The sequence below is a fragment of the Streptomyces sp. EDA2-14 genome, from assembly GCF_054963755.1.
Window position 1 is genome coordinate 20,760 of record NZ_JBUEGE010000009.1, and the last position, 23,245, is coordinate 44,004.

At 71.1% G+C, this 23,245-nt stretch carries 22 protein-coding genes; 2 read left to right on the plus strand and 20 right to left on the minus strand.

Going from position 1 to position 23,245, the window contains the following annotated elements; all coding sequences use genetic code 11:
• Position 1 precedes the first annotated feature (1 nt).
• Positions 2-952 carry an L-threonate dehydrogenase gene (gene ltnD / locus ACY34M_RS22125; protein WP_462719739.1) on the minus strand — a complete coding sequence of 317 codons (951 nt, stop codon included), beginning with the start codon at positions 950-952 and terminating at the stop codon, positions 2-4.
• A 431-nt stretch (positions 953-1,383) separates the two neighbouring features.
• Here ltnD and ACY34M_RS22130 point away from each other — a divergent pair, with 431 nt between their 5' ends.
• Entirely contained in the window at positions 1,384-2,931 is a 1,548-nt protein-coding gene (locus ACY34M_RS22130; RefSeq protein ID WP_462719740.1) for a pectate lyase family protein, read from the plus strand.
• Positions 2,932-3,013: 82 nt separating this feature from the next.
• Here the strand turns inward: ACY34M_RS22130 and ACY34M_RS22135 are convergent, their stop codons facing one another.
• The 3 genes from ACY34M_RS22135 to ACY34M_RS22145 all read right to left on the minus strand — a co-directional run bounded on the left by ACY34M_RS22135 (position 3,014) and on the right by ACY34M_RS22145 (position 6,412).
• Entirely contained in the window at positions 3,014-3,505 is a 492-nt protein-coding gene (locus ACY34M_RS22135) for a lamin tail domain-containing protein (protein ID WP_462719741.1), read from the minus strand.
• An 85-nt stretch (positions 3,506-3,590) separates the two neighbouring features.
• Positions 3,591-5,174, minus strand: coding sequence for an AbgT family transporter (locus ACY34M_RS22140; protein ID WP_462719742.1), 1,584 nt, complete (start codon positions 5,172-5,174; stop codon positions 3,591-3,593).
• Positions 5,171-6,412, minus strand: a complete 1,242-nt coding sequence (locus ACY34M_RS22145; RefSeq protein WP_462719743.1) for a metal-dependent hydrolase family protein — start codon at positions 6,410-6,412, stop codon at positions 5,171-5,173. The genes ACY34M_RS22140 and ACY34M_RS22145 overlap by 4 nt, the downstream gene beginning before the upstream one ends.
• A gap of 90 nt (positions 6,413-6,502) precedes the next feature.
• On the opposite strand from ACY34M_RS22145, the gene ACY34M_RS22150 reads away from it, so the two are divergent.
• Positions 6,503-7,573 (plus strand): Lrp/AsnC family transcriptional regulator, encoded by a 1,071-nt coding sequence (locus ACY34M_RS22150; protein WP_462719744.1) that lies wholly within the window; start codon positions 6,503-6,505, stop codon positions 7,571-7,573.
• On the opposite strand, the gene ACY34M_RS22155 is transcribed toward ACY34M_RS22150, so the two are convergent.
• From ACY34M_RS22155 to dgoD, 16 genes are all read right to left on the minus strand, one after another.
• On the minus strand, positions 7,554-9,029 hold the full coding sequence (locus ACY34M_RS22155; RefSeq protein WP_462719745.1) for an MFS transporter: 1,476 nt from the start codon (positions 9,027-9,029) through the stop codon (positions 7,554-7,556). The genes ACY34M_RS22150 and ACY34M_RS22155 overlap by 20 nt on opposite strands.
• Positions 9,030-9,194: 165 nt before the next feature.
• Positions 9,195-10,505 (minus strand): amidohydrolase/deacetylase family metallohydrolase, encoded by a 1,311-nt coding sequence (locus ACY34M_RS22160; RefSeq protein ID WP_462719746.1) that lies wholly within the window; start codon positions 10,503-10,505, stop codon positions 9,195-9,197.
• A gap of 25 nt (positions 10,506-10,530) precedes the next feature.
• Positions 10,531-11,028, minus strand: coding sequence for a RidA family protein (locus tag ACY34M_RS22165; protein ID WP_462719747.1), 498 nt, complete (start codon positions 11,026-11,028; stop codon positions 10,531-10,533).
• 73 nt (positions 11,029-11,101) lie between these two features.
• Complete coding sequence (locus ACY34M_RS22170) at positions 11,102-12,643, minus strand: aminotransferase class V-fold PLP-dependent enzyme (protein WP_462719748.1); 1,542 nt, start codon at positions 12,641-12,643, stop codon at positions 11,102-11,104.
• A gap of 96 nt (positions 12,644-12,739) precedes the next feature.
• Positions 12,740-13,729, minus strand: coding sequence for a LysR family transcriptional regulator (locus ACY34M_RS22175; protein ID WP_462719749.1), 990 nt, complete (start codon positions 13,727-13,729; stop codon positions 12,740-12,742).
• Between the two features lie 164 nt (positions 13,730-13,893).
• Positions 13,894-14,250 (minus strand): hypothetical protein, encoded by a 357-nt coding sequence (locus ACY34M_RS22180; protein ID WP_462719750.1) that lies wholly within the window; start codon positions 14,248-14,250, stop codon positions 13,894-13,896.
• Entirely contained in the window at positions 14,222-15,025 is an 804-nt protein-coding gene (locus ACY34M_RS22185; RefSeq protein ID WP_462719751.1) for an ABC transporter ATP-binding protein, read from the minus strand. The genes ACY34M_RS22180 and ACY34M_RS22185 overlap by 29 nt, the downstream gene beginning before the upstream one ends.
• Complete coding sequence (locus ACY34M_RS22190) at positions 15,022-15,864, minus strand: ABC transporter permease (protein WP_462719752.1); 843 nt, start codon at positions 15,862-15,864, stop codon at positions 15,022-15,024. The genes ACY34M_RS22185 and ACY34M_RS22190 overlap by 4 nt, the downstream gene beginning before the upstream one ends.
• Positions 15,864-16,721, minus strand: coding sequence for an ABC transporter permease (locus ACY34M_RS22195; protein ID WP_462719753.1), 858 nt, complete (start codon positions 16,719-16,721; stop codon positions 15,864-15,866). Before ACY34M_RS22195 ends, ACY34M_RS22190 begins: the two co-directional genes overlap by 1 nt.
• Complete coding sequence (locus tag ACY34M_RS22200) at positions 16,718-17,860, minus strand: ABC transporter substrate-binding protein (protein WP_462719754.1); 1,143 nt, start codon at positions 17,858-17,860, stop codon at positions 16,718-16,720. Before ACY34M_RS22200 ends, ACY34M_RS22195 begins: the two co-directional genes overlap by 4 nt.
• A gap of 15 nt (positions 17,861-17,875) precedes the next feature.
• Complete coding sequence (locus ACY34M_RS22205; RefSeq protein WP_462719755.1) at positions 17,876-18,850, minus strand: sugar kinase; 975 nt, start codon at positions 18,848-18,850, stop codon at positions 17,876-17,878.
• 8 nt (positions 18,851-18,858) lie between these two features.
• On the minus strand, positions 18,859-19,533 hold the full coding sequence (locus ACY34M_RS22210; RefSeq protein ID WP_462719756.1) for an RraA family protein: 675 nt from the start codon (positions 19,531-19,533) through the stop codon (positions 18,859-18,861).
• A 49-nt stretch (positions 19,534-19,582) separates the two neighbouring features.
• A complete protein-coding gene (locus tag ACY34M_RS22215) occupies positions 19,583-20,566 on the minus strand; it encodes a LysR family transcriptional regulator (RefSeq protein WP_462719757.1) in 984 nt (327 codons plus the stop codon).
• Between the two features lie 96 nt (positions 20,567-20,662).
• On the minus strand, positions 20,663-21,166 hold the full coding sequence (locus ACY34M_RS22220; protein ID WP_462719758.1) for a 2,4'-dihydroxyacetophenone dioxygenase family protein: 504 nt from the start codon (positions 21,164-21,166) through the stop codon (positions 20,663-20,665).
• 37 nt (positions 21,167-21,203) lie between these two features.
• On the minus strand, positions 21,204-21,932 hold the full coding sequence (locus ACY34M_RS22225; protein ID WP_462719759.1) for an SDR family NAD(P)-dependent oxidoreductase: 729 nt from the start codon (positions 21,930-21,932) through the stop codon (positions 21,204-21,206).
• 161 nt (positions 21,933-22,093) lie between these two features.
• Positions 22,094-23,242, minus strand: coding sequence for a galactonate dehydratase (gene dgoD / locus ACY34M_RS22230; RefSeq protein WP_462719760.1), 1,149 nt, complete (start codon positions 23,240-23,242; stop codon positions 22,094-22,096).
• Positions 23,243-23,245 lie beyond the last annotated feature (3 nt).

Sequence of the window (23,245 nt, forward strand, 5' to 3'; positions counted from 1 at the left end):
GTCAGGCATCCTTCTCGTCGTTGAGGTGGTGCTGCCCGGGCAGCTCGATGCCCGGGAAGATCTTGATGACGGCGCTGTCGTCCTCGCCGCCGAGGCCGGACGCGGACGCCTGGAGGAACATCTGGTGGGCGGTCGCCGAGAGCGGCAGCGGGAACTTCTGCGGCCGCGCGGAGTCCAGCACGAGACCGAGGTCCTTGACGAAGATGTCGACGGCGGACAGCGGCGTGTAGTCCCCGGCCAGGACGTGGGCCATGCGGTTCTCGAACATCCACGAGTTGCCCGCGCTGTGCGTGATCACCTCGTACAGCGACTCGGCCGGCACACCCGCCTTGATGCCGAGGGCCATGGCCTCCGCGGCTGCGGCGATGTGCACGCCCGCGAGCAGCTGGTTGACGATCTTGACCTTGGAGCCGAGCCCGGCGGTGTCACCGAGCCGGTAGACCGTGGCGCTCATGGCGTCGAGCACGGGGTCGGCGAGCGCGTACGCCTCCGGGGAGCCGGAGGTCATCATCGTCAGCTCGCCGGTCGCGGCGCGGGCGGCGCCGCCGGAGATCGGGGCGTCCAGGAAGCGCACGCCCAACTCGCCGAGCCGCGCTTCGAGTTCGGTGGAGAAGGCGGGGTCGACGGTGGAGCACATGACGTAGACGGCGCCGGACCGCAGCCGGTGGGCCGCGCCGCCCTCGCCGAAGAGGACCGCCTCGACCTGCGCCGAGTTGACCACGACGCCGACGAGTACGTCGACCTCGGCCGCCAGGTCACCGGCCGAGGCGTAGGCGGTGCCGCCCTCGCGCGCGAAGTCCGCGGCCACGTCGGCGCGCAGGTCGTGGACCGCCACGTGGAACCCGGCGGCGCGCAGGCTGCGCGCCATGCCGAGCCCCATGGCCCCGAGGCCGACGACGCCTACGCGGGTCGTGGCCGCGGCGGCCGGTGCCGGGTGATCCTGGTCGTGCATGGGGGTTCCGTCCCTGTCTCTAGCCGTGGGCCGCGAGGGCCGTGGGCGCCTGGAGCGCAGGTCATATGATGACCTGACGTCCACGGTGAGTACAGGGTGATGCCGATCACAAATGAGTGACGGCGGCGGACGCGTCGGCCCCGGCGGGGCAGGTCAGGGCGTTCGAGGTGTACGGGGCGGGGTGGAGGTCGCGGGGAGCGGCTGAACCGTGCCGGTGGTCAAGTCCCGCCGGTCTGCCGAAGGTTGAGTCACAAGCGGTGCGCGGAACCTTGCCACGCGCTCCGGCGGCGCTCTATTCTCCCGCGCAGAAAGCGCTTTCCCCCTCTTTCCGCCGGTCACCACACCGGTTGCACCGGCATGCCCCGAGCACCTGAACCAGTGCGCCGCACCCGAACCGGTGCGCCGCACTGCACCGGAAGGGAACCATGAGCATGAAGTTACCCAGACCCGTCGCGCTCCGCCTCACCGCCGGGATCGGCGCTCTCGCCCTTGCGGGAGCCGCCGCGATGACGCTGACGACGTCCGAGGCCTCGGCCGCCGTGACCGGCACCGCCACCGGCTACGCCACGCAGAACGGCGGGACCACGGGCGGCGCGGGCGGCGCGACCGTACGGGCCACCACCGGAACCCAGATCCACCAGGCCCTGTGCGACCGGGCCAGCAGCAGCACCCCGATCACCATCGAGGTCGAGGGCACGATCAACCACGGAAACACCGCCAAGGTGTCCGGCGACAGCTGCAACACCGCCGCCGGGGTCATCGAACTCAAGCAGATCAGCAACGTCACGCTGGTCGGCGTCGGGGGCGGCGCGGTCTTCGACCAACTCGGCATCCACATCCGCGAGTCCAGCAACATCGTCATCCAGAACGTGACGGTCCAGAACGTCAAGAAGTCCGGCTCGCCCACCTCCAACGGCGGCGACGCCATCGGCATGGAGAGCGACGTCCGCAACGTCTGGGTCGACCATGTGAACCTCCTCGCCTCGGGCGGCGAGTCGGACGGCTACGACGGCCTGTTCGACATGAAGGACAACACCCAGTACGTCACCCTCTCGTACAGCACGCTGCGCAACTCGGGCCGCGGCGGCCTGATCGGCTCCAGCGAGACGGAACTGTCCAACGGCTACATCACGTTCCACCACAACCTGTACGAGAACATCGACTCCCGTGCGCCCCTGCTCCGCGGCGGCACGGCGCACATGTACAACAACTACTACGTGAGCCTCAACGAGTCGGGCATCAACTCCCGCGCCGGGGCGAAGGCCAAGGTCGACAACAACTACTTCAAGGACTCGAAGGACGTGCTCGGCACGTTCTACACGACCGCGGCCGGATACTGGCAGGTCAGTGGGAACACCTTCGACAACGTGACCTGGTCGTCCGCCGCGAGCGACTACAAGCCGGCCGGACCGAACCCGGTGTCCAACACCACGGTCTCGATCCCGTACTCCTACAAGCTCGACGACGCGTCCTGCGTGCCGGGTGTCGTGGGTCAGACGGCGGGCGCCAACAAGGGCATGAAGGTGTCGGACGGCAGCTGCTCGACGCAGACCCCGACGCCGACCCCCACCCCGACGCCCACGGACCCCTCGCCCACGCCGACGCAGCCGAGCGGCACCAACCTGAGCCTCGGCGCGGGTGCCGACGGCTCCAGCAAGGCGGACGGCACCAGCTACGGCAACGTGCGCGACGGCAGCATGACCACCTACTGGTCGCCGAGCGGCACGACCGGATCGGTCTCGGTCAAGTGGGGCACGGCCACCACGGTCTCCAAGGTCAACATCCGGGAGACGGCGGCCGGTTCGGGCCGGATCAAGGCCTGGCGGATCCTCAACGGTGACACCGGCGCGGTGCTGACCTCCGGCACCGGGGCGGGTGTCGCCTCCTTCCCCGGCACCTCGCTGAAGAAGGTCACGTTCGAGATCACCGGCGCGAGCGCCGCACCTCAGGTGGCGGAGTTCGAGACGTACGCGCAGTAGGCGCCGGACAGGAGAGCGAAGACGTCCCGCCCACCGGCGCGCGCGGCCGGTGGGCGGGACGACATGACGCGGGTGGGCCCGGTCAGCTGTGGAACTTGATGTACCCGTCGCCGTCCCGGTCGTTGCGCGCCTTGGTGTACGCGTGCACGTCGGAGCGCGAGCCGGAGGGCTTGTACAGGTAGATGGTGTCCTTGTCGTTGTTCCACATGAAGTTGCAGTTGTCGCGGTAGACGACGTTGCCGGCGTCGGAGTCCGTGCCGTTGCCGCCACGCAGCCGCACGTAGTCGCCGGGCTGCAGGGAGTGGCTCGCGGTGAACTTGAAGCGGTTCCCCGCGGCGTCCTTGACGACGTACCCCTTGAGGTTGACCGTCGCGGTGCGCGAGTAGTTCTTGATGGTCAGGTACTCGCTCTTGGTGTTCCCGCCCGAGCAGCGGTTGGAGTCCCGGCCGGGGGCGTCGTACTGGGCGCCCCTGACCTTCAGGGCCGAGGAGTACTCGGCGGCCTGCGCGGGAGTCACCGCGACGGCGAGCGCGGCGGCGGCCATGGCGGCGGGCAGGGCAAAGCGGTAACGCATGAGGTTCCCCCCTCAAATGTTCCAGCGGAGCCCCGTGAGCATATGCCATGTGAATACGTGGTGCCGTACATGTGTGGGAAATGTGTCAACGGGTGCTGATGTCGGCCCCCGGCCCCAGCGGTATGTCGAAGCCGTAGAAGATGCCGAGCACCGCGAGCCACGCCACGAGGAACGGCACCACGAACACCGACAACCGTGAGAGCAGGGAGCCGAGTTGGGCCTCCGGCTCGTAGCGCTTGAGGACCGTCAGGAGCAGGAACACATAGGGGTTGAGCGGCGTGATCATCTGGGTCGCCGAGTCACCTATGCGGAACGCGGCCTGGGTGACCGCCGGTTCCATGTGCAGCAGCATGAAGGCCGGTACGAACACCGGAGCCACCAGGGACCACAGCGCCGAGCCCGACGTGATGAACAGGTTCAGGACGCACACCAGCAGGACGAACGCCACGAGGCCGAGGTAGCCGGTCAGGCCCACCGATTCGAGCAGCGCCGCGCCCTTCACCGCGAGCAGCGTGCCCAGGTTCGTCCAGTCGAAGACACCGATGACCTGCGCGATGACCAGGATGAGCACGATGTACGCCGACATGCCCGTGATCGCGTCCGCCATCATGCGCGGCACGTCCTCGAAGCGGGTGACCGCCTTGACGGTGCGGCCGTAGACCGCGCCGGCCAGCAGGAACGCGACGAACAGCAGCGGGACGATGCCGTCCAGGACGGGGGAGGGGACCAGTGCCCCGCCCTCGCCGCGCAGCGGGGAGCCGGGCAGCAGCCAGCAGGTGACGACCACGGCGGCGTACGCGAGGACGGTGAGGCCCGCGCGCGCCATGCCGCGGCGCTGGAGGGCGGTCACCTCCGTGGTGACCTCTCCCGCCTCGCCCGCCTGCCCCGCCTCTCCCGTGGGTTCCCCGGTCGCGGTCGGCCACGGCAGGCGCGGCTCCAGGACGCGGGCGATGAGGAAGCCGCCGATGAGGGCGAGGACGATGCTCGCCGACGCCGTGTAGAAGTAGTTGATCAGGATGTGCGTCGGGGCGTCCGCGCCCTGCGGGAGGACCTGCGCGGCCTGGTGGGTGATGCCCGTGTAGAGGGCGTCGAGGGCGCCGATCGAGAAGCCCGCCGCGTATCCCGCGCACACGCAGGCGAAGCCGCCGATCAGTCCCGCGATCGGATTGCGGCCCGCGTTCTTGAACACCAGCGCGGCCAGCGGCGGGATCACCAGGATCGCCACGTCGCTCATCAGGTGGGCCTGCGCCGACACGAAGGCGACCAGGTACGGCAGGAGCCACCGCGGTGCGCGCGAGATCGAGGCCCGCACCACGGTCTCCAGCAGGCCGGTGCGCTCGGCGACGCCCACCGCCGCCATCATCAGCAGCACCGTGCCGAGCGAGGGGAAGCCCGTGAAGTTGGGGATGAAGTTCTCCAGGAGCCACACCACGCCGTCCCCGGTGAACACCCCCTGTACCGCGACCGTCTTGTCCTCGCCGGGGATCCGCACCGTCGCGTCCGCCGCCGCGAGGGCCGTGGACGCGGCGCCGACGAGGACGAACAGGCCGAGGAAGAGGAGGACCGGGTGGGGGAGTTTGTTGCCCACCCGCTCGATGCCGGACATGGCCTTGTCGATGAACCCCGCTCTGGTGGGGTCCTGCTCGGGGGCCGGCGCCTGTGTCGTCACGTTCCGAGTCCGATCTTGCGGAGGGTGCCGCCCTGCGCCACGAGGACGACGTTCGCCGGGTCGGCGAGGAGCGCGATGTCGGCGAGCGGATCGCCCTCGCACAGCACCAGGTCGGCGCGCTTGCCCGCCTCCAGGGTGCCGATCTCGGCGTCCAGGCCGAGGAGTTCGGCGGCGGAGCGGGTGCCCGTGGTGATCGCCTGCAGGGGGCTCATACCGAGCGCGACGAGGTGGGTGAGCTCGCGCAGATTGCGGCCGTGCGGGACCATCGCCGCGTCCGTGCCCATGGCGATCCTCACGCCCTCGGCGATCGCCGCGGAGATGTTCTCCTTGGTGATCGAGGACCAGCGGACCTTCTTCTCGTAGTGGTACGGCTCCATGGTGGCCTTGTCGATGCCGTCGAAGACCGTGGAGAGCGTCGGGACGACGAACGTGCCCTTCTCGCCCGCGAGTTCCCTGGCCTGCGCCGTCATGCCGTAACCGTGCTCGACGCTGGTGACACCGCCACGGATCGCGTTGAGGATGCCGGCCGTGCCCTGCGCGTGCGCGGCGACCGGGCGGCCGCCGTGCCGGGCCAGCTCCTCGACGACCGTACGGATCTCGTCCTCGGTCAGACCCTCGTCGTCGGGGTGGTCGTAGGGGCTGGACATGCCGCCCGTGGCACACACCTTGATGACATCGGCGCCCGCGCGCAGCAGCTTGCGCACCGCGAGCCGCACCTCGTCCGGGGTGTCGGCGATCTCGCCCATCCCGGCGCTCGGGTCGAACCCGCACTCGGTGGCGAAGTCGGCGTGCCCGCCGGTGTGGCTGAGGATGCGGACGGCGGTGTGGATGCGCGGTCCCGTGGTCAGCCCCTGCTCGACGGCCGTGCGGTAGCCCGACGGCAGCCCGCCGAGGTCGCGGACGGTGGTGACACCCGCGTCGAGGGTGGCGCGCAGCCGCTCGGCGGTGCGGAAGGTCTCGACCGTGGAGTCCTGCTCGTAACGGCGCACCATCTGGCGCGCGGACTCGACACCGAGGTGGACGTGGGTGTCGATGAATCCGGGCAGCAGGGTGCGCCCGCCGGCGTCGACGGTGCGCACACCGGGCTCGGCGGCCGGCGCCGCGGCCGACGGGCCCGCGTACGTGATCAGGCCCTCGGCGTCGACGACGAGCGTGGCGTCCTCGACGGGCGCGGCGCCGGTGCCGTCGATCAGGCGGGCGTTGGTGAGGCGGAGCGAGGAAAGCTGTTGGGAACTCATGAGCGAACACTGTCGGATTCCGCGATGACGAACACGTAAAATCGCAGGAACCCGACCCGGCCTCCCGATCTGTGCAGGATTTGAGCCACCGTGAGTACGCAGCATTCAGAACCGACGACGGTGGAGCGGAGCGTCGCGGAACGCACCCGCATCGACGAGCTGGACCTCGCGCTCGTGCATGCCCTCCAGGTCAACACCCGTGCCCCCTGGACGCTCGTCGGTGAGGCCCTCGGGATCGACCCCGTCACCGCCGCGCGCCGCTGGGAGCGGCTCGCGCGCAGCGGGGCGGCCTGGGTCGACGGATATCTCGCGCTCGACCGCGACGAGGGGTCCGTGTACGCGCAGGTCGAGATCGACACCGGTGGGCATCTGCCGGAGAACGTGCTCGCGTCGCTCGCCGCGGACTCCCGGATGCTCAGCCTCAAGCAGACGTCGGGCGGGCGCGACCTGCTGGCCATCGTGGGTGCCTCGTCGTTCGACGACCTCGCCCGGTACACCGGCGAGCGGATCTCCCGGCTGTCCGGTGTGCGCGGCACCCGTATCCATGTCATCACGGCGGTCCCCTTCGAGGGCGCGCAGTGGCGGCTGCGCAGCCTCACACCGGACCAGCGCGCGCTGCTGCGCCCCGAGTACGCGGACGCCGAGGCACCCGTGCCCGACGAGCCGATACGCCCCCTCGACCGGCGCATCGCGCACGCGCTCGGCACGGACGGGCGGATGTCGCTGTCCGGGCTCGCCCGGGTCACCGGGGCGAGCACCGCCACGGTCCGCCGCAGGCTGCGCGTGCTGACCGCGGGCGGGCGGCTCTCGCTGCGCTGCACGCTCGCCCGGCCGCTCACGGAGTTCCCCGTGTCCGCCGTCTACTTCGGGTCCGTGCCCGCCGAGAACCTGGAACCCGCGGTGCAGGCCCTGCGCACCCTTCCCGGACTGCGCATGTGCAGCATCACCGCGGGCACCCACAACCTCATCCTGGACATCTGGCTGCGCACCCTCGCCGAGGTGCACACCACCGAGGCACTGCTCAACCGCCGCCTCGCCGACCTCGGCCTGCGCATCACGGAGCGCGCGGTGGTGCTGCGCACGCTGAAGCACGCCGGCCGACTGCTCGACCGGCGTGGGCACAGCGTGGGCGCGGTGCCGCTCAGCCCGACCGGAGACTGAGCTCCCGCTCCTCGGCGTCCGCGTCGAAGCCCACCGGCTCCCACCGCTTCACGAGCAGCGCGACGAGGCCGAGCACGGGCGCGCCGAGGATCACCCAGTACACACCGGTGCCGAGGCCGGTGCTGAGGATCGGGAAGAAGAACAGCGTGAGCGTCGAACCGAGGCGCAGCACCGCCTGGTTGAAGCCGATGCTGACGCCGCGCATCGAGGTCGGGAAGCCCAGCGAGGCATAGCTCATGATGTGCGCGCCGGGTCCGAAGCCCTGGGCGAACATGAACGCGCCCAGCATCAGGATGCCCGCCGTGACGACGGCGGTGCCCGAGGGCTGCCCGATGACAGCGAGCACGGTGATGGCGACGACCTGGATCGCGAAGCCGAGCGACATCATCGGCCAGGCACCCTTCGTCGACGCCCAGCGGATGCCGAGCAGGCCGCCGGTGAGGGCGAAGACGAGGTTCAGGGTGAACGACGACGCGATGGTGGTCAGCGGGCCCTGCGTCATGAGCGTCGCGATGATGATCGGCAGGCCGAACGCGACCGCGTTGTAACCGAAGGTCTCCGCGAGGCCGACCGTCACCGACTGGATGGTGCGGGTGCGGTACGGGCCCTTGAACAGGCGGGCGTAAGAGGCGAGTCCGGGGCGCTGCGGGCGCTCCGTCCTCCCCGCGACGTCCTCGGGGACGTAGGCCTCCACACCGTAGGACTGCCGCAGGATGCTCGCCGCGCCCTCCAGGTCGCCCTGGTCGGCGGCCCAGGTCGGGGACTCGTTCATGTAGCGGCGGCGCAGCAGCAGGACGACGAGGGCGGGGATCGCGCCGAAGCCGACGGTGAAGCGCCACAGCCAGCCCAGGTGGGCGTCGGGCAGCAGGAAGTACAGCGCCATGATGACGAGGTAGCAGCCGCTGGTGGCCGCGTACCAGGCGGGCGACCAGGCGGCCGTGCGCGAGCCCTTGCTGCCCTTGCCACGCAGCCGGGAGAACTCGGCGAGGAACGCGATGGCGACCGGGATGTCCATGCCGACGCCGATGCCCATCACGAACCGGGCGCCGATCAGCGTCCACGCGTCCTGCGCCACCGCGCACACCAGCGCCGTCACGACGAAGAACAGCATGTTGGCCATGAAGACCCGGTAGCGGCCTATGCGGTCCACGAGCCAGCCGCCGACGAGCGCGCCGATCAGCGAGCCGACACTGATCGAGGCGGTGACGACGCCGGCCATCGTGGAGCTGAGGCCGAACTGCTTCGTGATGTCCGGCAGGCCGTACGCGAGCGAGCTGAGGTCGTACGCGTCGAGGAAGATGCCGCCGAGCGCGATGATCACGATCATCCGGGCGTGCTTGCCGCGCGCCGTGCCGGAGTTGACCAGATCGGAGACATCGGCCGCCGAGCGGATCGCCACGGGGCCGGACGCCGCCTCCGCCGGCGTGGGTGAGGGCAGGGAGGAAGTGGTGCTCACGGGGGCCTTCCGGGGGTGTGCTGCGGTGGTGGGTGTCGCGGAATCGTATGCAGCCACCGGAAGGGCCTCGTCCACTTGTCCGCATGCTGGTCACAGCGGTGCACAGGGCCCCGGCCGGGGGACCGGGGCCCTGTGTCTCAGCTGCGTGTCACCTGTGCGCGCCGCTCAGTGCTCGTGCTCGCCGGTGTCGCGCTTCGCGCCCGGCGTCCACTTCTGCGCGGACTTCCCGTTGAGGTCCCACACCACCTTGCCGGCGCGGACGGTCAGCTGGGTGGTGAGCTTGCGGCTGCCGTCGATCCGGTAGCCGAAGCTGTCGACGTAGCCGAACCTGCCCTTGTCGAGGGAGAACAGGGCCAGGTCGGCGGGGGCGCCGACCGAGAGATTGCCCAGATCGGTGCGGCCGATCGACTTCGCGGGCTTCCAGGTGGACGCCTCCACCACGTCCTTCAGCGGCATGCCGAGCGTGAGGAACTTCCCCATGATGTTCGGCATGTCCTTCATGCCCGCGTTCATGCTGGTGATGTGCAGATCGGTGGAGATGGTGTCGGGCGCGAAGCCCTCCTTCATCGCCTCGACCGCCACGTCCCAGCTGAAGCTGCCGCCGCCGTGCCCGACGTCGAACAGCACACCGCGCTCCCGGCCCTTGTGCAGGCCCGAATTGAGCTTGCCGCTGTCGAGCAGCTCGTTGCGCAGGCCCGAGTACACGTGGGAGTAGATGTCACCGGGCCGCAGCCGCTCCCCGAGGAGCTGCTCGATCGGCCGCTCGGGGTGGTTGGCGCCGAAGTCGACCATGACGGGCAGGTCGGCCTTCTCGCCCGCCTCGACCGCGTTGTCGACGGCCGCCCAGTCCTTGCCCTCGTAGTGCGCCGTCTTGATGCCGACGACCGTGTCCGGGTGCTCGGCCGCCTTCTCCGCCGCCGGTCCCGGCTTCATGTCACTGACGTCCTGCTCGACCTTCGCGCCGCCCATGCCCTTGCCGACGATGTTCAGGAAGGCGAGGACGCGGGTCTGCGAGCGGTCGATGATGTTCTTCTTGAACAGGTCGAAATTGACCGCTCCGGACGAGCCCGCGTCCACCGCGGTGGTGACACCGGTGCGGAAGGTGAAGCCGTCGGGCGCCACCCCGTTCTTGCCGTTCGCGTAGTCGTCCTCGGGGCCGGGGAACAGGTGGGCGTGCAGGTCCACCAGGCCGGGGGTGAGGTAGGCACCGGCCGCGTCCACCGTCTGCTTGGCGGCGGACGCGTCGATGTCCTTCGCCACCTTCGCGATCTTCCCGTCCCTGACCGCGACGTCGCGCACCGCGTCCACCCGGTTCTTCGGGTCGATCACATGGCCGCGCTCGATCACCAGGTCGTACGCCTCGGCCGGGTCCTTCTTCTCGGCCGCGAAGGTCGAGGCGCCCGCTGTCGCCGCGCCGAGCACGAGCGTCAGCGCCGCCGGGAACACCAGCCAGTGGGCCCGCTGTCTTGCCTGCATGGGACGTCCCTTCGGGGTCGGCGGATCAGATGGCGGCGATGCAGTCGATCTCGACCAGCGAGTCGCCGGGGATGCCGCCCGACGCCGCGATCGTGGTGCGCACACCCGGCTCGGGGCCCCAGCGGCCGAGGAAGACCTCGTTCATCCCGTCGTAGTCGTCGAGCGTGTTGAGATAGACGTTGATCTTGAGCACCTTCGCCATCGAGGAGCCCACCGACTCCAGATAGCGCTCCACCTCGTTCAGCACATGGTCGGTGTGGGCGCGGATGTCGCCCTCGAAGTGGGCGCCGATGCCGGAGATGAAGACCATCGAGCCGTACGTCACGATCGGGCTGAACAGCGGGTTCTCCGGCGGCTCCGCGCCGTCCGGGTAGTGCACCTCCTTGCGGGGCCTGCCGGTGCCCGGCTTGCCGCGCCCGGTGTCGGCGGCCGATGCGGTGCCCGCGCCCGCCACGGCCGGTACGGCGGCGACGGCCGCCACTGCGGGCGCCCTGCGGATGAAGTCCCGTCGGTTCGAGGTCACGCGTCCTCCGATGAAGGTGTGAAGGTGTGAGTGGTGAGGCTTCGAGAGAGGGAGGGGGATCAGGGCGTACGGGTCATGTCCGGGTCGCCTTCCAGCTGCCCTTGAGGTACTCGCCCAGGTCCACGCGCCCGCTGAGGGAGTCGCCGCTGAGCTTCCCCGTGAAGGTGTACGAGAGGGAGTCGCCGTGCTCCTCGCCGTACGAGCTGGTCACGGTCACCTCGTCGCCGGAGACGGAACCGGTGGCGGGGCGCTCGACGAAGTCGCCGCGGTGGGTGCCGGTGAGCTTCGCCCCGTCCTGCTTCAGCGTCAGCCGGTGCGCACCGGAGGCGCCGGCCGCGTAGGTGATCTCCAGGGACCAGCTGCCGCTCGCGTCGACGGACGGCGGCTTCGGCTGCGCGGGCGCCGGGGGCGGATCCTTGAGCTGCTTGACGATGTGGTCGGCGATGGTCTTCTCGTCGCCCGGCTCCAGCATGTACGGGGTGACGGCCAGGCCCGACTTCGCGGGGTCCTTGCTGCTCGCCGGGTTGATGGCGATGCGCGGCTCGCCCTCCCACAGGGCGTCCACGATCGTCTGGCCCACGACGCCGCGCTTCTTCGCGTCCCAGAAGAGGTTGAGGGTCGGTGTGCGGTTCGACAGGCCCTCCGGCTGGACGAGTTCGGAGGTGACACCGGGGACCGCGGCGGAGACGCGCTTGGCGATGGTCCTCAGCCACGACGTCCAGGTCGCGTACTCCGCCTTGTGGTCGCGGCGCACCCACGTCTCGACGGCCGCGAGCATGCCCATGGCCTCTTCCTTGCCGACCTTGAAGCCGCGGGCGTAGCCGTGGTGCGGCGCGCTGTGCACCCACGCCGCGCGCACCAGGTCCTCGCGGCCGAGCAGGATGCCCGCCGACTGCGGACCGCGCAGCGCCTTGCCGCCGCTGTACGCGACGAGGTCGGCGCCGCGCTCCAGATGGACGTTGGGGATGGTGAGCACCTCGGCGGCGGCGTCGACCAGGACCGGCACATCCTCGGCGTGGGCGAGCCGGGCGATCGTCTTCAGGTCCAGCTCGCTCTCGTCGACGCGCGGCATCGCGAAGACGTACACGAGCGCGGTCTGCGGGCCGAGCGCCGCCTTCATCTCCTCGCGTGTGTTCACCTCGACGACCTTGAGGCCGACGGCGCTGATGGCCGCCTCGTACACGTTGCGGGAGTGCTTGGGGATGATCGCCTCGGTCTTGGTGAAGCCGCGCAGGTCGGGGATCTGGATGTGCAGGTCCGGGTTGCCGCCCGCCGTGCAGGCCGCCGACGCGTGCGTGAGGGCAGCGGAGCAGCCGGAGCTGACCATGCCGAGCTCGGCGCCGGTCAGCTCGCCGAGCCGCTTGCCGACCCCGTCGGCCAGCTCGTCCAGCTGCACGTACTGCCGGGACGCCGCGTCGATGGCAGCACGCACCTCCGGCAGGATCAGCGAACCGCTCAGCACGGTGTAGGTGCCCCGGCCGTTGATCAGCGGGCGGACTCCGATGCGCTCGTAGCCGCCCTTCTTCGGCGCGGATCCGTCGGCCGCGACCGCCTGCCCCTGGAGCAGTGGGGCGAGCGTGAGCGCCCCGCCGGCCGCTGCGCTGCGCCCGAGCATCGTGCGACGTGTGACTGGGTCAGTACGCATCCGAACCCTCGACTTCCCGCTCGTTGACCGGTGTTGGGCACACGCTAGGAACGCCGCCGTCCGGCGTTAAGCGCGTCGTGCTGATGCGGGTATTCGCAACTTGGATGAACCGTGCGCGGTGTCTCCCGTCAGATCGCGGGTCCCCGGCGGCGCCGGTGATGCCTCGATCTCGCGCAGCAGCGTGCGCGCGGGCGGGGTCAGCGGCCGGGTGCTCGACCAGTGCACCGCCACCCTGCGCCCGCAGGGCACGTCGAGCTTGCGCGCCACGACGCCCGAGGTGTCGGCGGTGGCGACGGCGAGGAGGTTGGTGACACCGATGCCGAGCCCGCTGCGGACCAGTGAGATGAGTGTCTGCGGCTGGTTGGTGGCCTGCACCGCGTTGGGCTCCAGGCCGCGTTCGCTGAAGGCGCGGTACGTCTCGAAGCCCATCGCCTCGGCGGAGCCGAGCCGGCCGATGGTGATCAGGGGGTGCGCGGCCACCGCGGCCAGCGGCAGCGGTTCCGGCAGCTCGGCCAGCAGATGGTCCGGCGGATGGACCGCGATCAGGCCCTCCCACCACAGCGGCCGCGACTCCACCGAGGGGCCCGGCGGCGGTGCCATCGGGCGCAGGCAGATGTCCACCTCGCCGGTCGCGAGCGCCGCGTCGAGCTCCAGGGTGGAGCGCTCCACCAGGACCACCTTGATGGCCGGGCGGGTACGCGCCATCCGTTCGAGGAGCTGCGGCACGAACGCCACGCTCGCGCTCGGGTAGCTGCCCAGGGTCACCACGCCCCGCGCGGCGCCGCGGTACCCGGCCATCGCGGCCTCGGCCCCGGCGAGCCGGCGCAGGATGGCGCGCGCGTGCTCGGCGAGGACCGCGCCCGCGTCGGTGGGGGTCACCGGGCGCCGGTCGCGGTCGAACAGCGGCACCCCCGCCTCCCGTTCGAGGGAGGCGACGTGCATGCTCACGCGCGGTTGGGAGCGGTGGGTCAGCTCGGCCGCCGCGCTGAAGCTGCCGGTGTCCACGACGCCGAGGAAGGAGACGAACCATTCGAGACGCAGATCTGAACGGAGCATGCCTCTCGTCTACCGCCGCCCGCGCGGCGTGGACCAGACAGGACCGGCTTTCAGAGGAGGGCCGATACGGTTTCCGAATAGCGTGCGACATCCTGAACCGGCGTTCAGCACGGCTGGGTTCGGGACGGGTGAGTTCGGAACGGGCGGGTTCAGGACGGGCGGGTTCAGCGAGGCGCCCCCTGAGGTGCCTCGATGCGCTCGATCCAGTACTGGCGGGTCAGCGCGTCGACCCCGGCCGGTGCCACCCCGCGCAGATGCACCACGTCGCCGTCCGTGCCCGCGATGCGGCCGTGCTTCTGCAACTGCAGGATGTGGTAGCGCTCGGGCTTGAAACCGAGCTCGACGTCGACCGCGAACCGCCCGCGCGGATCGCGGAGTTCACCGACTCCGGGACCCACCTTCCCGGTGGCCTGCACGCTCAGCCACACCTGGTAGGCCAGCACGAGCAGCACCACCACCGCGATCTTGCGGAGCGTCGGGCTCTTCGCGGACCTACGGAGCAGCGACGACGTCGGCGGCACCGTCCTCATCCCCTTCCCCTGCCAGGAGTGCGTTGACCCGGTCCACGGTCGCCCGGAACTCCGGGAGCGCGACCGCGGTGTCCCAGCGCCGGGGCCGGGGCAGCGGCACGTCGACGATCTCCCTGACCCGGCTGGGCCGCCGGGACAGCACGACGACACGGTCGGAGAGGAACACCGCCTCGTCGACGTCGTGCGTGACGAAGAAGACCGTCGGGCGGCGGCTCTCGAAGATGCCGGTGAGGTCCTCCTGCAGCTTGCGCCGGGTCTGCGCGTCGATGGACGCGAACGGCTCGTCCATCAGCATCACCGCCGGTTCGTTGGCGAGCACGCGGGCCACCCCGAGCCGCTGCTGCATACCGCCGGACAGCTCGTGCGGATAGCGGTGCTCGAAGCCGCCGAGCCCCACCAGGTCGAGGAACTCCCGCGCGCGGGACGTGCGTTCGGCCTTCGGTACGCCGCGCATGCGCGGACCGAAGGCGACGTTGCCGAGCACCGTCTTCCACGGGAACAGTGCATGGCTCTGGAACACCACGCCCCGGTCGGGGCCGGGGCCGTGCACGGGCGCGCCGTCCACGGCCACGGTGCCGCCGCTCGCCTCCACGAACCCGGCGACGATGTTCAGGACGGTGGTCTTGCCGCAGCCGCTCGGCCCCAGAACCGAGACGAACTCGCCCTCCTGGACGCCGAAGGACACCTCGTCGATGGCGGTGACCTCCTCGCCGCTGTAGGTGTCCTCGTACACCTTGCGCAGTCCCTTGATCTCCAGGGCGGTCATCCGTCGGCCTCCAACCTGCGTACCAATCCCCAGCGTTCGACGGTCGCCCGCTCGAACGGGGCCAGAATCAACGCGTCCAGCGCGTACCAGAGGGCGCCGAGCACGACCATGCCGAGGAAGACCTGGCTGATGTCGCCGACCCGGCGCGCGTCGAACATCATGTAGCCGATGCCGCTCGTGCCGACGATGATCTCGGCGGCCACCAGGGCCCGCCAGCCGTAGCCCAGCCCCGTGCGGATACCGCCCGCGACCGACGGCAGTGAGCCCGGCACGATCACCTCGACGAACACCCGCCACCGCCCGGCCCCCAGGCTGCGCGCCGCCCGCACCAGCTCGCGCGGCACCTGCTCGACACCCGCGACGACGCTCAGCATCAGCGGGAAGACGATCGTGTAGACGATCACGAAGGTGACGGCGGTCAGGCTGAAGCCGAACCACACGATGACGATCGGCAGCCACGCGATGTCCGCGATCGCCTGGAAGAACAGCAGGATCGGCCAGAAGAACCGGCGCAGCCGGCCGATCATCGCCACCGCGAAGCCCAGCGGCAGCCCGATGAGGAGACCGAACCCGACCCCGTACGCGAGACGGGTCAGCGAGTCGGACAGATAGCCCGGCAGGATGCCCTTCTCCAGGAGCCCGCCGAGTGTCGAAAGGACGGTGCCGGGGCTCGCGAAGAACGACCGGGGGAACACCTCGAACTCGGCGAGCAGCCACCACAGGGCGACGACCGGCACGAACGGGCCGAGCGTGCGGACGGCGCCGCTGCGGAACAGGAGGCCGCCCTTGCGCAGCGCGCGCCGCCACACCGGGGCGGGCGCCGTGGACAGTGCGGCCATCAGCGGCTCACCCCCGTCATGCCCCAGCGCTCCACCGTGCGCCGTTCGAGCGGCGCGAGCAGCAGCCGGTCCATCAGCAGCCACAGCACCCCGATGATCACCATCGAGGCGATGATGACGTCGGTGCGGAAGTACTTCTGCGCCTGGAACAGCGCGTAGCCGAGGCCCGCGCTGCCCGCGATGATCTCGGCGGCCACGAGCCCGCGCCAGCCGTAGCCGAGGCCCACGCGCAGCCCCGTGACGATGCTCGGCAGGGCGCCCGGCAGCAGGATCTCCCAGAACATCCGCGCCCGGCTCACCCCCAAAGATCGTGCTGCGCGCAGCAGTTGGACCGGGATCTGGCGCACGCCCAGCATCGCGTTGTAGGTCAGCGCGAAGAACATCGCGTTCCACACGATGAAGATCACCGCCCGGTCGCCGTAGCCGAACCACAGCGTCGCCACCGGGATCCACGCGATGCCCGCGAGCGCCACCGAGAACCGCAGCAGCGGCGCGAAGAACGCCGACAGCGCCCGGCTGGAGCCCAGGGCGATGCCGAAGGGCAGCGCGGTCACCAGCGCGAGCACGATGCCGAGGCCCATCCGGCGCAGGCTCGCGCCCAGGTGCCGGACCAGGTCCCCGCTCGCCGCCATGTCACCGAGCGCCCGGAGCACGTCGGTCACCTGCGGGAACACCCGCAGCGGCGTTCCCGTGACGGCCACCGCGACCGCCCACGCGGCCACCAGCACGGCCAGCGGCCCGAGGAACCACAGCGCGCGCCCGGCGCGGGACGGGCGCCGCCCGCGGGGCTTTCGCGCGCGGCGCGGGGTGACGGCCGCCGGGCGCGGGAGCGCCTCCCTCGTCGTCGGCGGCGTCACGAGGGGCAGGCCTTCGAGGCGCTCGCCCGGTCGAAGCGGTAGCCGCCGTCGACGGCCGCCGCCTTCGGCACGTCGGGCAGGTCCCGGAAGAGCTTCGGGTTGGCCGCCATCACCTTGAGGATCGGCTTCGGCTCGAAGTACTTGCCGACGTCGAAGCCCGCCTTGACGGCGCCCTGCCGGGCGAGCAGCCGGGCCTGGGTGTCGAGGGCGAGGTAGTTGCAGGCGGAGAAGCGCGGGTCGAGCTGCTTGACGTTGTGCTTCATCGCCTCCACGGCCACCGCCTTCTTGGTGCCGGGCAGCCACCTGGTCGCGGAGTCGGCCGCGTCCTCGGGGTTCTCGCGCATCCACTGGTCGGTGCGCGCCCGCGCGGTCAGGAACCGCTCGACCACCTTCGGGTGCTTCTTCGCGTACGCGGGTGTGGTGACGATGTAGCCGATGAACGGGATGTGCCCGCCGCCGCGCAGCACCTCCTTGGCGCCGCCCACCTGGTCGACGATCGTGATGGGGAACGGGTCCCAGACGATGGCCGCGTCGATGCCGCCGGTCTTGAGGGCGACCGCCATGTCCGGCGGCTCGGTGTTCACGATCTTGATGTCACTGGTCTTCAGTCCGGCCTCGCCCAGCAGGCCGAGCAGATAGAGGTGGTTGATGGAGCCCTCGGAGACGCCGATCTTCTTGCCGCGCAGGCTCTTGAGGTCTTTCCCGTCCACGCCGGACCCGGGGGCCGCGACCACCGCCATCGTCTCGTCGATGCTCTTCCGGCTGGACGAGCCGGTGTAGTTGCCGACGAGGGCCAGGTCGATGCCCTTCTGCGCGGCGGCGATCGAGGGCGTGCCGACCTGCACGAAGTCGACCTCGCCCGCCTGCAGCGCGTTGAGCGCGTCGACGCCGGTCGGGTACGGCTGGGCCAGCTTCACGTTGAGGTTCTGCTCGTCGAAGTACCCGGCCTCCACCCCGGACGGCAGGCCTATCTGGTCGATGGCGGACACGTATCCGGCTCTGACGCGGGTCGGCGCCTGCGCGCCCGCGCCGGATGCACCCTCTACGGCATCGTCCACGGTGGAACCGTCGGAGCACCCCGCGAGCAGCAGGATCCCCGAGCATGCCGCCACGGCGACGTGGCGTGTGGCGCGAACCATTGGCTTCTCAACTCCTCATCGGACCGGTGTGGTTGCGGACGGTGGTGGCCGGTCGGCGCCGAGGGCCGCCCGCGCGGCCTCGACGTCCTCGCGGCGCGGGATCGGGGTGACGGCGCCGGGCCCCGTCGTGGTCAGCGCCGCCGCGACCGCCGCGTACCGGGCGGCCTCCCCGGGGGTGTCGCCGGTGAGCAGCCGCGCCGCGAAGGCGCCGTCGAAGGTGTCACCGGCGCCGGTGCTGTCGACCGGGTCGACCGCGTGCGGCGGGATGCGGGTGACCGTCCCGTCGTGCGCGAGGAGTGCGCCCCGGTCGCCCATCTTCAGGACCACGATCGAGGGGCCGCGCCGCACGAACTCCGCGAGGACGTCGTGCGGCGCGTGCAGACCGGTGAGCAGCCGCCCCTCGGCGAGGTTCGGCAGCGCGATGTCGCACAGCTCGACGCTGCGCCACACCACCGCGCGGGCCCGCTCTGCGGGCCAGAGGGCGGGCCGGATGTTGGGGTCGTAGCTGACCAGGGTGCCGTTGTCCCGTGCCAGCCGCATCGCGTGGAAGGCGGTGTCGCAGGCGGAGGTGGAGATCGCCTGGGTGATGCCGCTCAGGTGCAGGAGGCGGGCCCCCGCGATCGCGTCGGCCGGCAGGTCGGCGGGCGCGAGCCGGGTGGCGGGGGACTGCGCCCGGTAGTACGTGAAGGAACTCTCGGCCGGGGTGCGGGCGATGAAGTAGATCCCGGTCCGCCCGCCCGGCTCGCGGACCACGTGCTCGGTCGCGACGCCCTCCCGCTCCCACAGTCGCAGCAGGGCGGCGCCGAAGTCGTCGTCGCCGACGCGCGTGATGTACCCGGTGTCGGCGCCCGAACGGCTGGCGGCGACACAGAAGTTCGAGGTGTCGCCGCCGTACCCGACGGTGAAGGAGGTGCCCGCGTCCACAGGACCGGGCGCGTCCGTGGACGCGTTGAACTCCAGCAGCGGCTCACCGGCAGCGAGGATGTCCACGGCCGCCCTCAGATCCGGTGGTACTTCTCGAGGCCGCCCTGGAGCGAGCCCGACTCCAGGATCAGCGCGGTCTGTTCGCGCTCCCGCCGCTCGATCTCCTGCGCCGCGTCCAGGACTTGGGGCACCAGGTCGCCGGGCACGCACACCACGCCGTCGCTGTCCGCCACGATCAGATCCCCGGGGCACACCCGCGTCCCGCCCATCTCCACCGGTTCGTCGAGGCCGACCGTGCGGTAGCGGCCCACGGTGGTGGCGGGGACACCGCCGCGGGCGTAGACGGGGAAGTGCGGGTAGTCGCGGCGGATCTCCTCGATGTCGCGGACCCCCGCGTCGAGGACCGCGCCCGCGATGCCGTTGGCGACGGCGCCCGCGCTCATCAGGCCGCCCCACACCGCGACGTCGGCGCCGCCCGCCGCGATGCACACGACGCTGCCCGGCGCCGACTCGTCGATGGCCCGCAGCGCGTGCTCCGGCGGGGCGGGCTCGGGCGAGGGGACCTCCAGGACGGTGACGGCCGGGCCGACGAGCTTGCCCGGCAGGACCTGGCGGATGGTGCCGGAGAGATAGCCGCGCGCTCCGAACTGCTCCACGGCGTCGGCGACCGACGCCGTCGCGATGGCGCGGAACGCCTCGATGGTCTCGGGGGAGAAGGAGTTGGCCATGCGGGATGTGCTCCTGTCCATGTCGGCACTGTTCGACTGGGGGCCACCGTAGGAGCGCGCTGATGGGCCGTCAGTGCTCGCTCGCGAATGCGGCTATTCGACTAGCGGATGGGGCGGACACGGCCGGGGCCCGCCACGGCCAGGTGGGCCCCGGCAGCCGGTCGAGACACTCCCGTACGGCCGCGACCGCGGGCGACTCCTCGCCGGTCCGCCACCACGTGGCCACGGCCCGCTCGCAGCCCGCGTCACGGATCGGGACGAGGGCCACCCCCTCGGTGTCGGCCGTCGTCATGGCGAGCGCGTTGGTGACACCGACGCCCAGGCCGTGCCGGACCAGGGAGATCAACGTCTGCGGCTGGTTGGTGCGTTCGCGGATCGCCGGTTGCAGGCCGAGGTTGGCGAAGGCGAGGTTGGTCTCGTACTGGCGGCTGTGCCCGTCGTCGCTCTCCCCGATGCTGATCACCGGCTGGGTCACCGTCTGCGCGAGCGCCACCTCGTGCGCGCCCGCCAGCGGATGGTCGGCGCGGAAGACCGCGACGAGCGGCTCGCGCCACAGCACCCGGTTGGTCACCCGGTCGGAGCTGACCAGCGGGTGCAGCGGTCTGACGGCCAGATCCACCCCGCCGTCGACGAGTTGCTCGCCCAGCTCCAGGCTCGGGCCCTCGTGCAGGACGAGCCGCACCCGCGGATGCGTGGCGCGCAGGGCCCGCACCGCCCGCGGGTACAGATAGGCGGCGACGCTCGGATAGCAGCCGAGGCGGACCGTGCCGCACACCACGCCCTCGGTGCTCTCCGCCATGAGGTCGAGCCGCCGCAGGATCTCCTCGGCGTGCGGCAGCAGCCCGCGCCCCTCCGGGGTGAGGACGGCGGGCTGCACGGAACGGTCCACGAGCCGCCGCCCCACCAGCCGTTCCAGCGCGGCGACATGACTGCTCACGCGCGGCTGGGAGCGGTACAGGGTCTTGGCCGCGGCGGAGAAGCTGCCGTGCCGGGCGACCGCCACGAAGCTGACGATCCAGTCGATGCGGTAGTGGTGCACGCTTGCGAGGTCCATGACGCCTCCAGTCACCGAGATCGACCGGAACGCTACCCTCGGTGAGCCGCCAACAGAATGGGGCGTGATCACCTCATCGACCGTCCTTGCGCGACATCAGCGGATGAACCGGTCCACGTACGCCGCGCCGAGGCCCACCTTCGCGTAGTGCTCCCGGCACATCTCGATCTTCGTGAAGGTGTCCTCGTAGCCGGTCTGCACGCCGTCCTCGTCGACGTAGGCCATCGCCCCGGTGATGTTGAAGAAGGTGATCATCTCGGCGCAGTCCTCGGGCACGGCCAGGGTGTGGATCTCGCCGGGCGGCTCGTAGACGAAGTGGCCCGCCTCGGCGACCCATTCGTGCTCGTAGTAGTGCCACTTGCCCTTGATGACATAGCCGAAGACGACGCCCGGATGCCGGTGCCGGGACACGATGCCGGCGGCTGTCACCTTCAGCAGGTTGCACCACTGCCCGGTCACCGTGTTGAACATCAGCGGCCGGAACCAGACGTTCGGCGCCTGTGGCACCCACACCCGCTCGTCGTCGGGCAGCGCCGCGACGGCGATCTCGGGCGGTACGACGGGGGAGACGGGGATGACCGGGCCTGTGCTCTGTGACATGACGTGAGATTCCTTTCCGTACAGGCGGGGTGGGGGCTCAGGCGGCGAGGTATCCGCCGTCCACCGCGAGCACCGCTCCCGTGATGAACCCGGCGTCGGGGCCCGCGAGGAACGCGACGGCTCCCGCGATGTCCGCGGGTGTGCCCCAGCGCCCCATCGGGGTGCGGTCGAGGATGCGGCGGCTGTTCTCCGGGTCCTCCTGGAGCGCCCGGGTGAGCGGGGTGCGGATCCAGCCGGGTGCCACCGCGTTGACCCGGATCCCCTCGTCCGCCCAGGCGACGGCGAGGGACTTCGTCAGCTGCATGACCCCGCCCTTGCTGGAGCTGTACGCGGGCACCTTGGGGCCGCCGAAGTAGCTGAGCATGGAGGCGACGTTGACGATGCAGCCGCCGGTGTCGGCGAGCGCCTTGCGGGCCGCGACGCAACTACGCATCGTTCCGGTGAGGTTGACGCCGACGACGTCGGCGAAGACGTCGGGGTCGTACTCCCGGCCGCGGGCGATCACCCCGGCCGCGTTGACCAGGACGTCGACCCGGTCGAGCCCGGCGAGGAACGCGCGGGGGGCCTCCGCCCGAGTGACGTCGAGTTCCACCGCCCTAACGCACGGCGGGAGTTCGGGAGCGGCCCGGTCCGCGTCGAGGCCCGCGACGACGACCTCGTCCCCGTCGGCGGCGAAGCGCCGCGCGATCGCGGCGCCGATGCCACTGGTCCCGCCGGTGACCACCACGGTCCGCCCGCCGGGTCCCGCCGGCTCGTCCTGGTGCACGTGTGCCCCCTCCTGTGTCCGGCTCGGAAGCGATCGCGAGCGCGATCGCCCACGAGTCGACCACAGGGGGTGAGCGGGCGTCAGTTCTCATACGTGGCGGGAATGAGGGCCATTCGGATGCGGTACCTGCGGGATTCCCCGACGGGACCCGTGGGCGCCTCTCACCACTCCGCGAACGAGCCGTCCCCGTGCCGCCACACCGGGTTGTGCCAGCTCGGCGCCGAGCCGTCCGCCGCGCGGACCGCCTTCTCGTCGATGCGCACGCCGAGGCCCGGCAGCGTGGGGCGGGTGAAGTGGCCTTCGTGGAAGCGGAAGACCTCGGGGTCGGTGACGTAGTCGAGGAGTTCGGAGCCGTTGTTGTAGTGGATGCCGATGGACTGTTCCTGGATGAGGAAGTTCGGTGTGCAGAAAGCGAGTTGGAGACTGGCGGCCAGGGCGACCGGGCCGAGCGGGCAGTGCGGTGCGATCAGCGCGTCGAAGGTCTCGGCGAGCGAGGCGATGCGCCGCGACTCCGAGATGCCGCCCGCGTGCGAGAGGTCCGGCTGCACGACGGCCACCCCCGACTGGAGGGCCGGGAGCACCTCCGTACGGGAGTACAGCCGCTCACCCGTCGCGACCGGCGTCGTCGTCGACTCCACCACCCGGCCGATCCGGTGCGTGTACTCGGGCAGCACCGGCTCCTCGACGAACAGCGGGCCGTACGGCGCGACGGCCGCCGCCGCGCGGACCGCGCCCGCCACCGTGAACCGGCCGTGGAAGTCGACCGCGAAGTCCCCGTCAGGGCCCAGTACTTCGCGGGCAGCCTCGGCGCGGGCCGCCATGGCGTCGAGCTCGCCGACGGTCGGTAGCCGGTTCGTGCGGCCCGAACCGTTCATCTTCACCGCCGTGAAACCGGCCGCCGCCTGCTCGGCGATCCGGTCGCGCAGCTCGGCAGGTTCGTCGCCGCCCACCCAGCAGTAGGCGCGCACCCGCTCGCGCACCGGACCGCCCAGGAGCTGGTGCACGGGCGCGTCGTACGCCTGGCCCGCGAGATCCCACAACGCCTGGTCGAGCCCCGCGACGGCGCTGGAGAGGACGGGTCCGCCCCGGTAGAACGAGCCCTTCGTCATCAGCTGCCAGTGGTCCTCGACGCGCAGCGGGTCCGCGCCGAGGAGGAACTGGTCGGCGAGTTCGCGGACGGCCGTGCGCACGGTGTCGGCGCGGCCCTCCACGACGGGCTCGCCCCAGCCGACGAGACCGTCGTCCGTCTCGATCCGGCACAGCAGCCAGCGCGGCGGGACGGCGAAGGTCTCGACTCGGGTGATCTTCAAGCC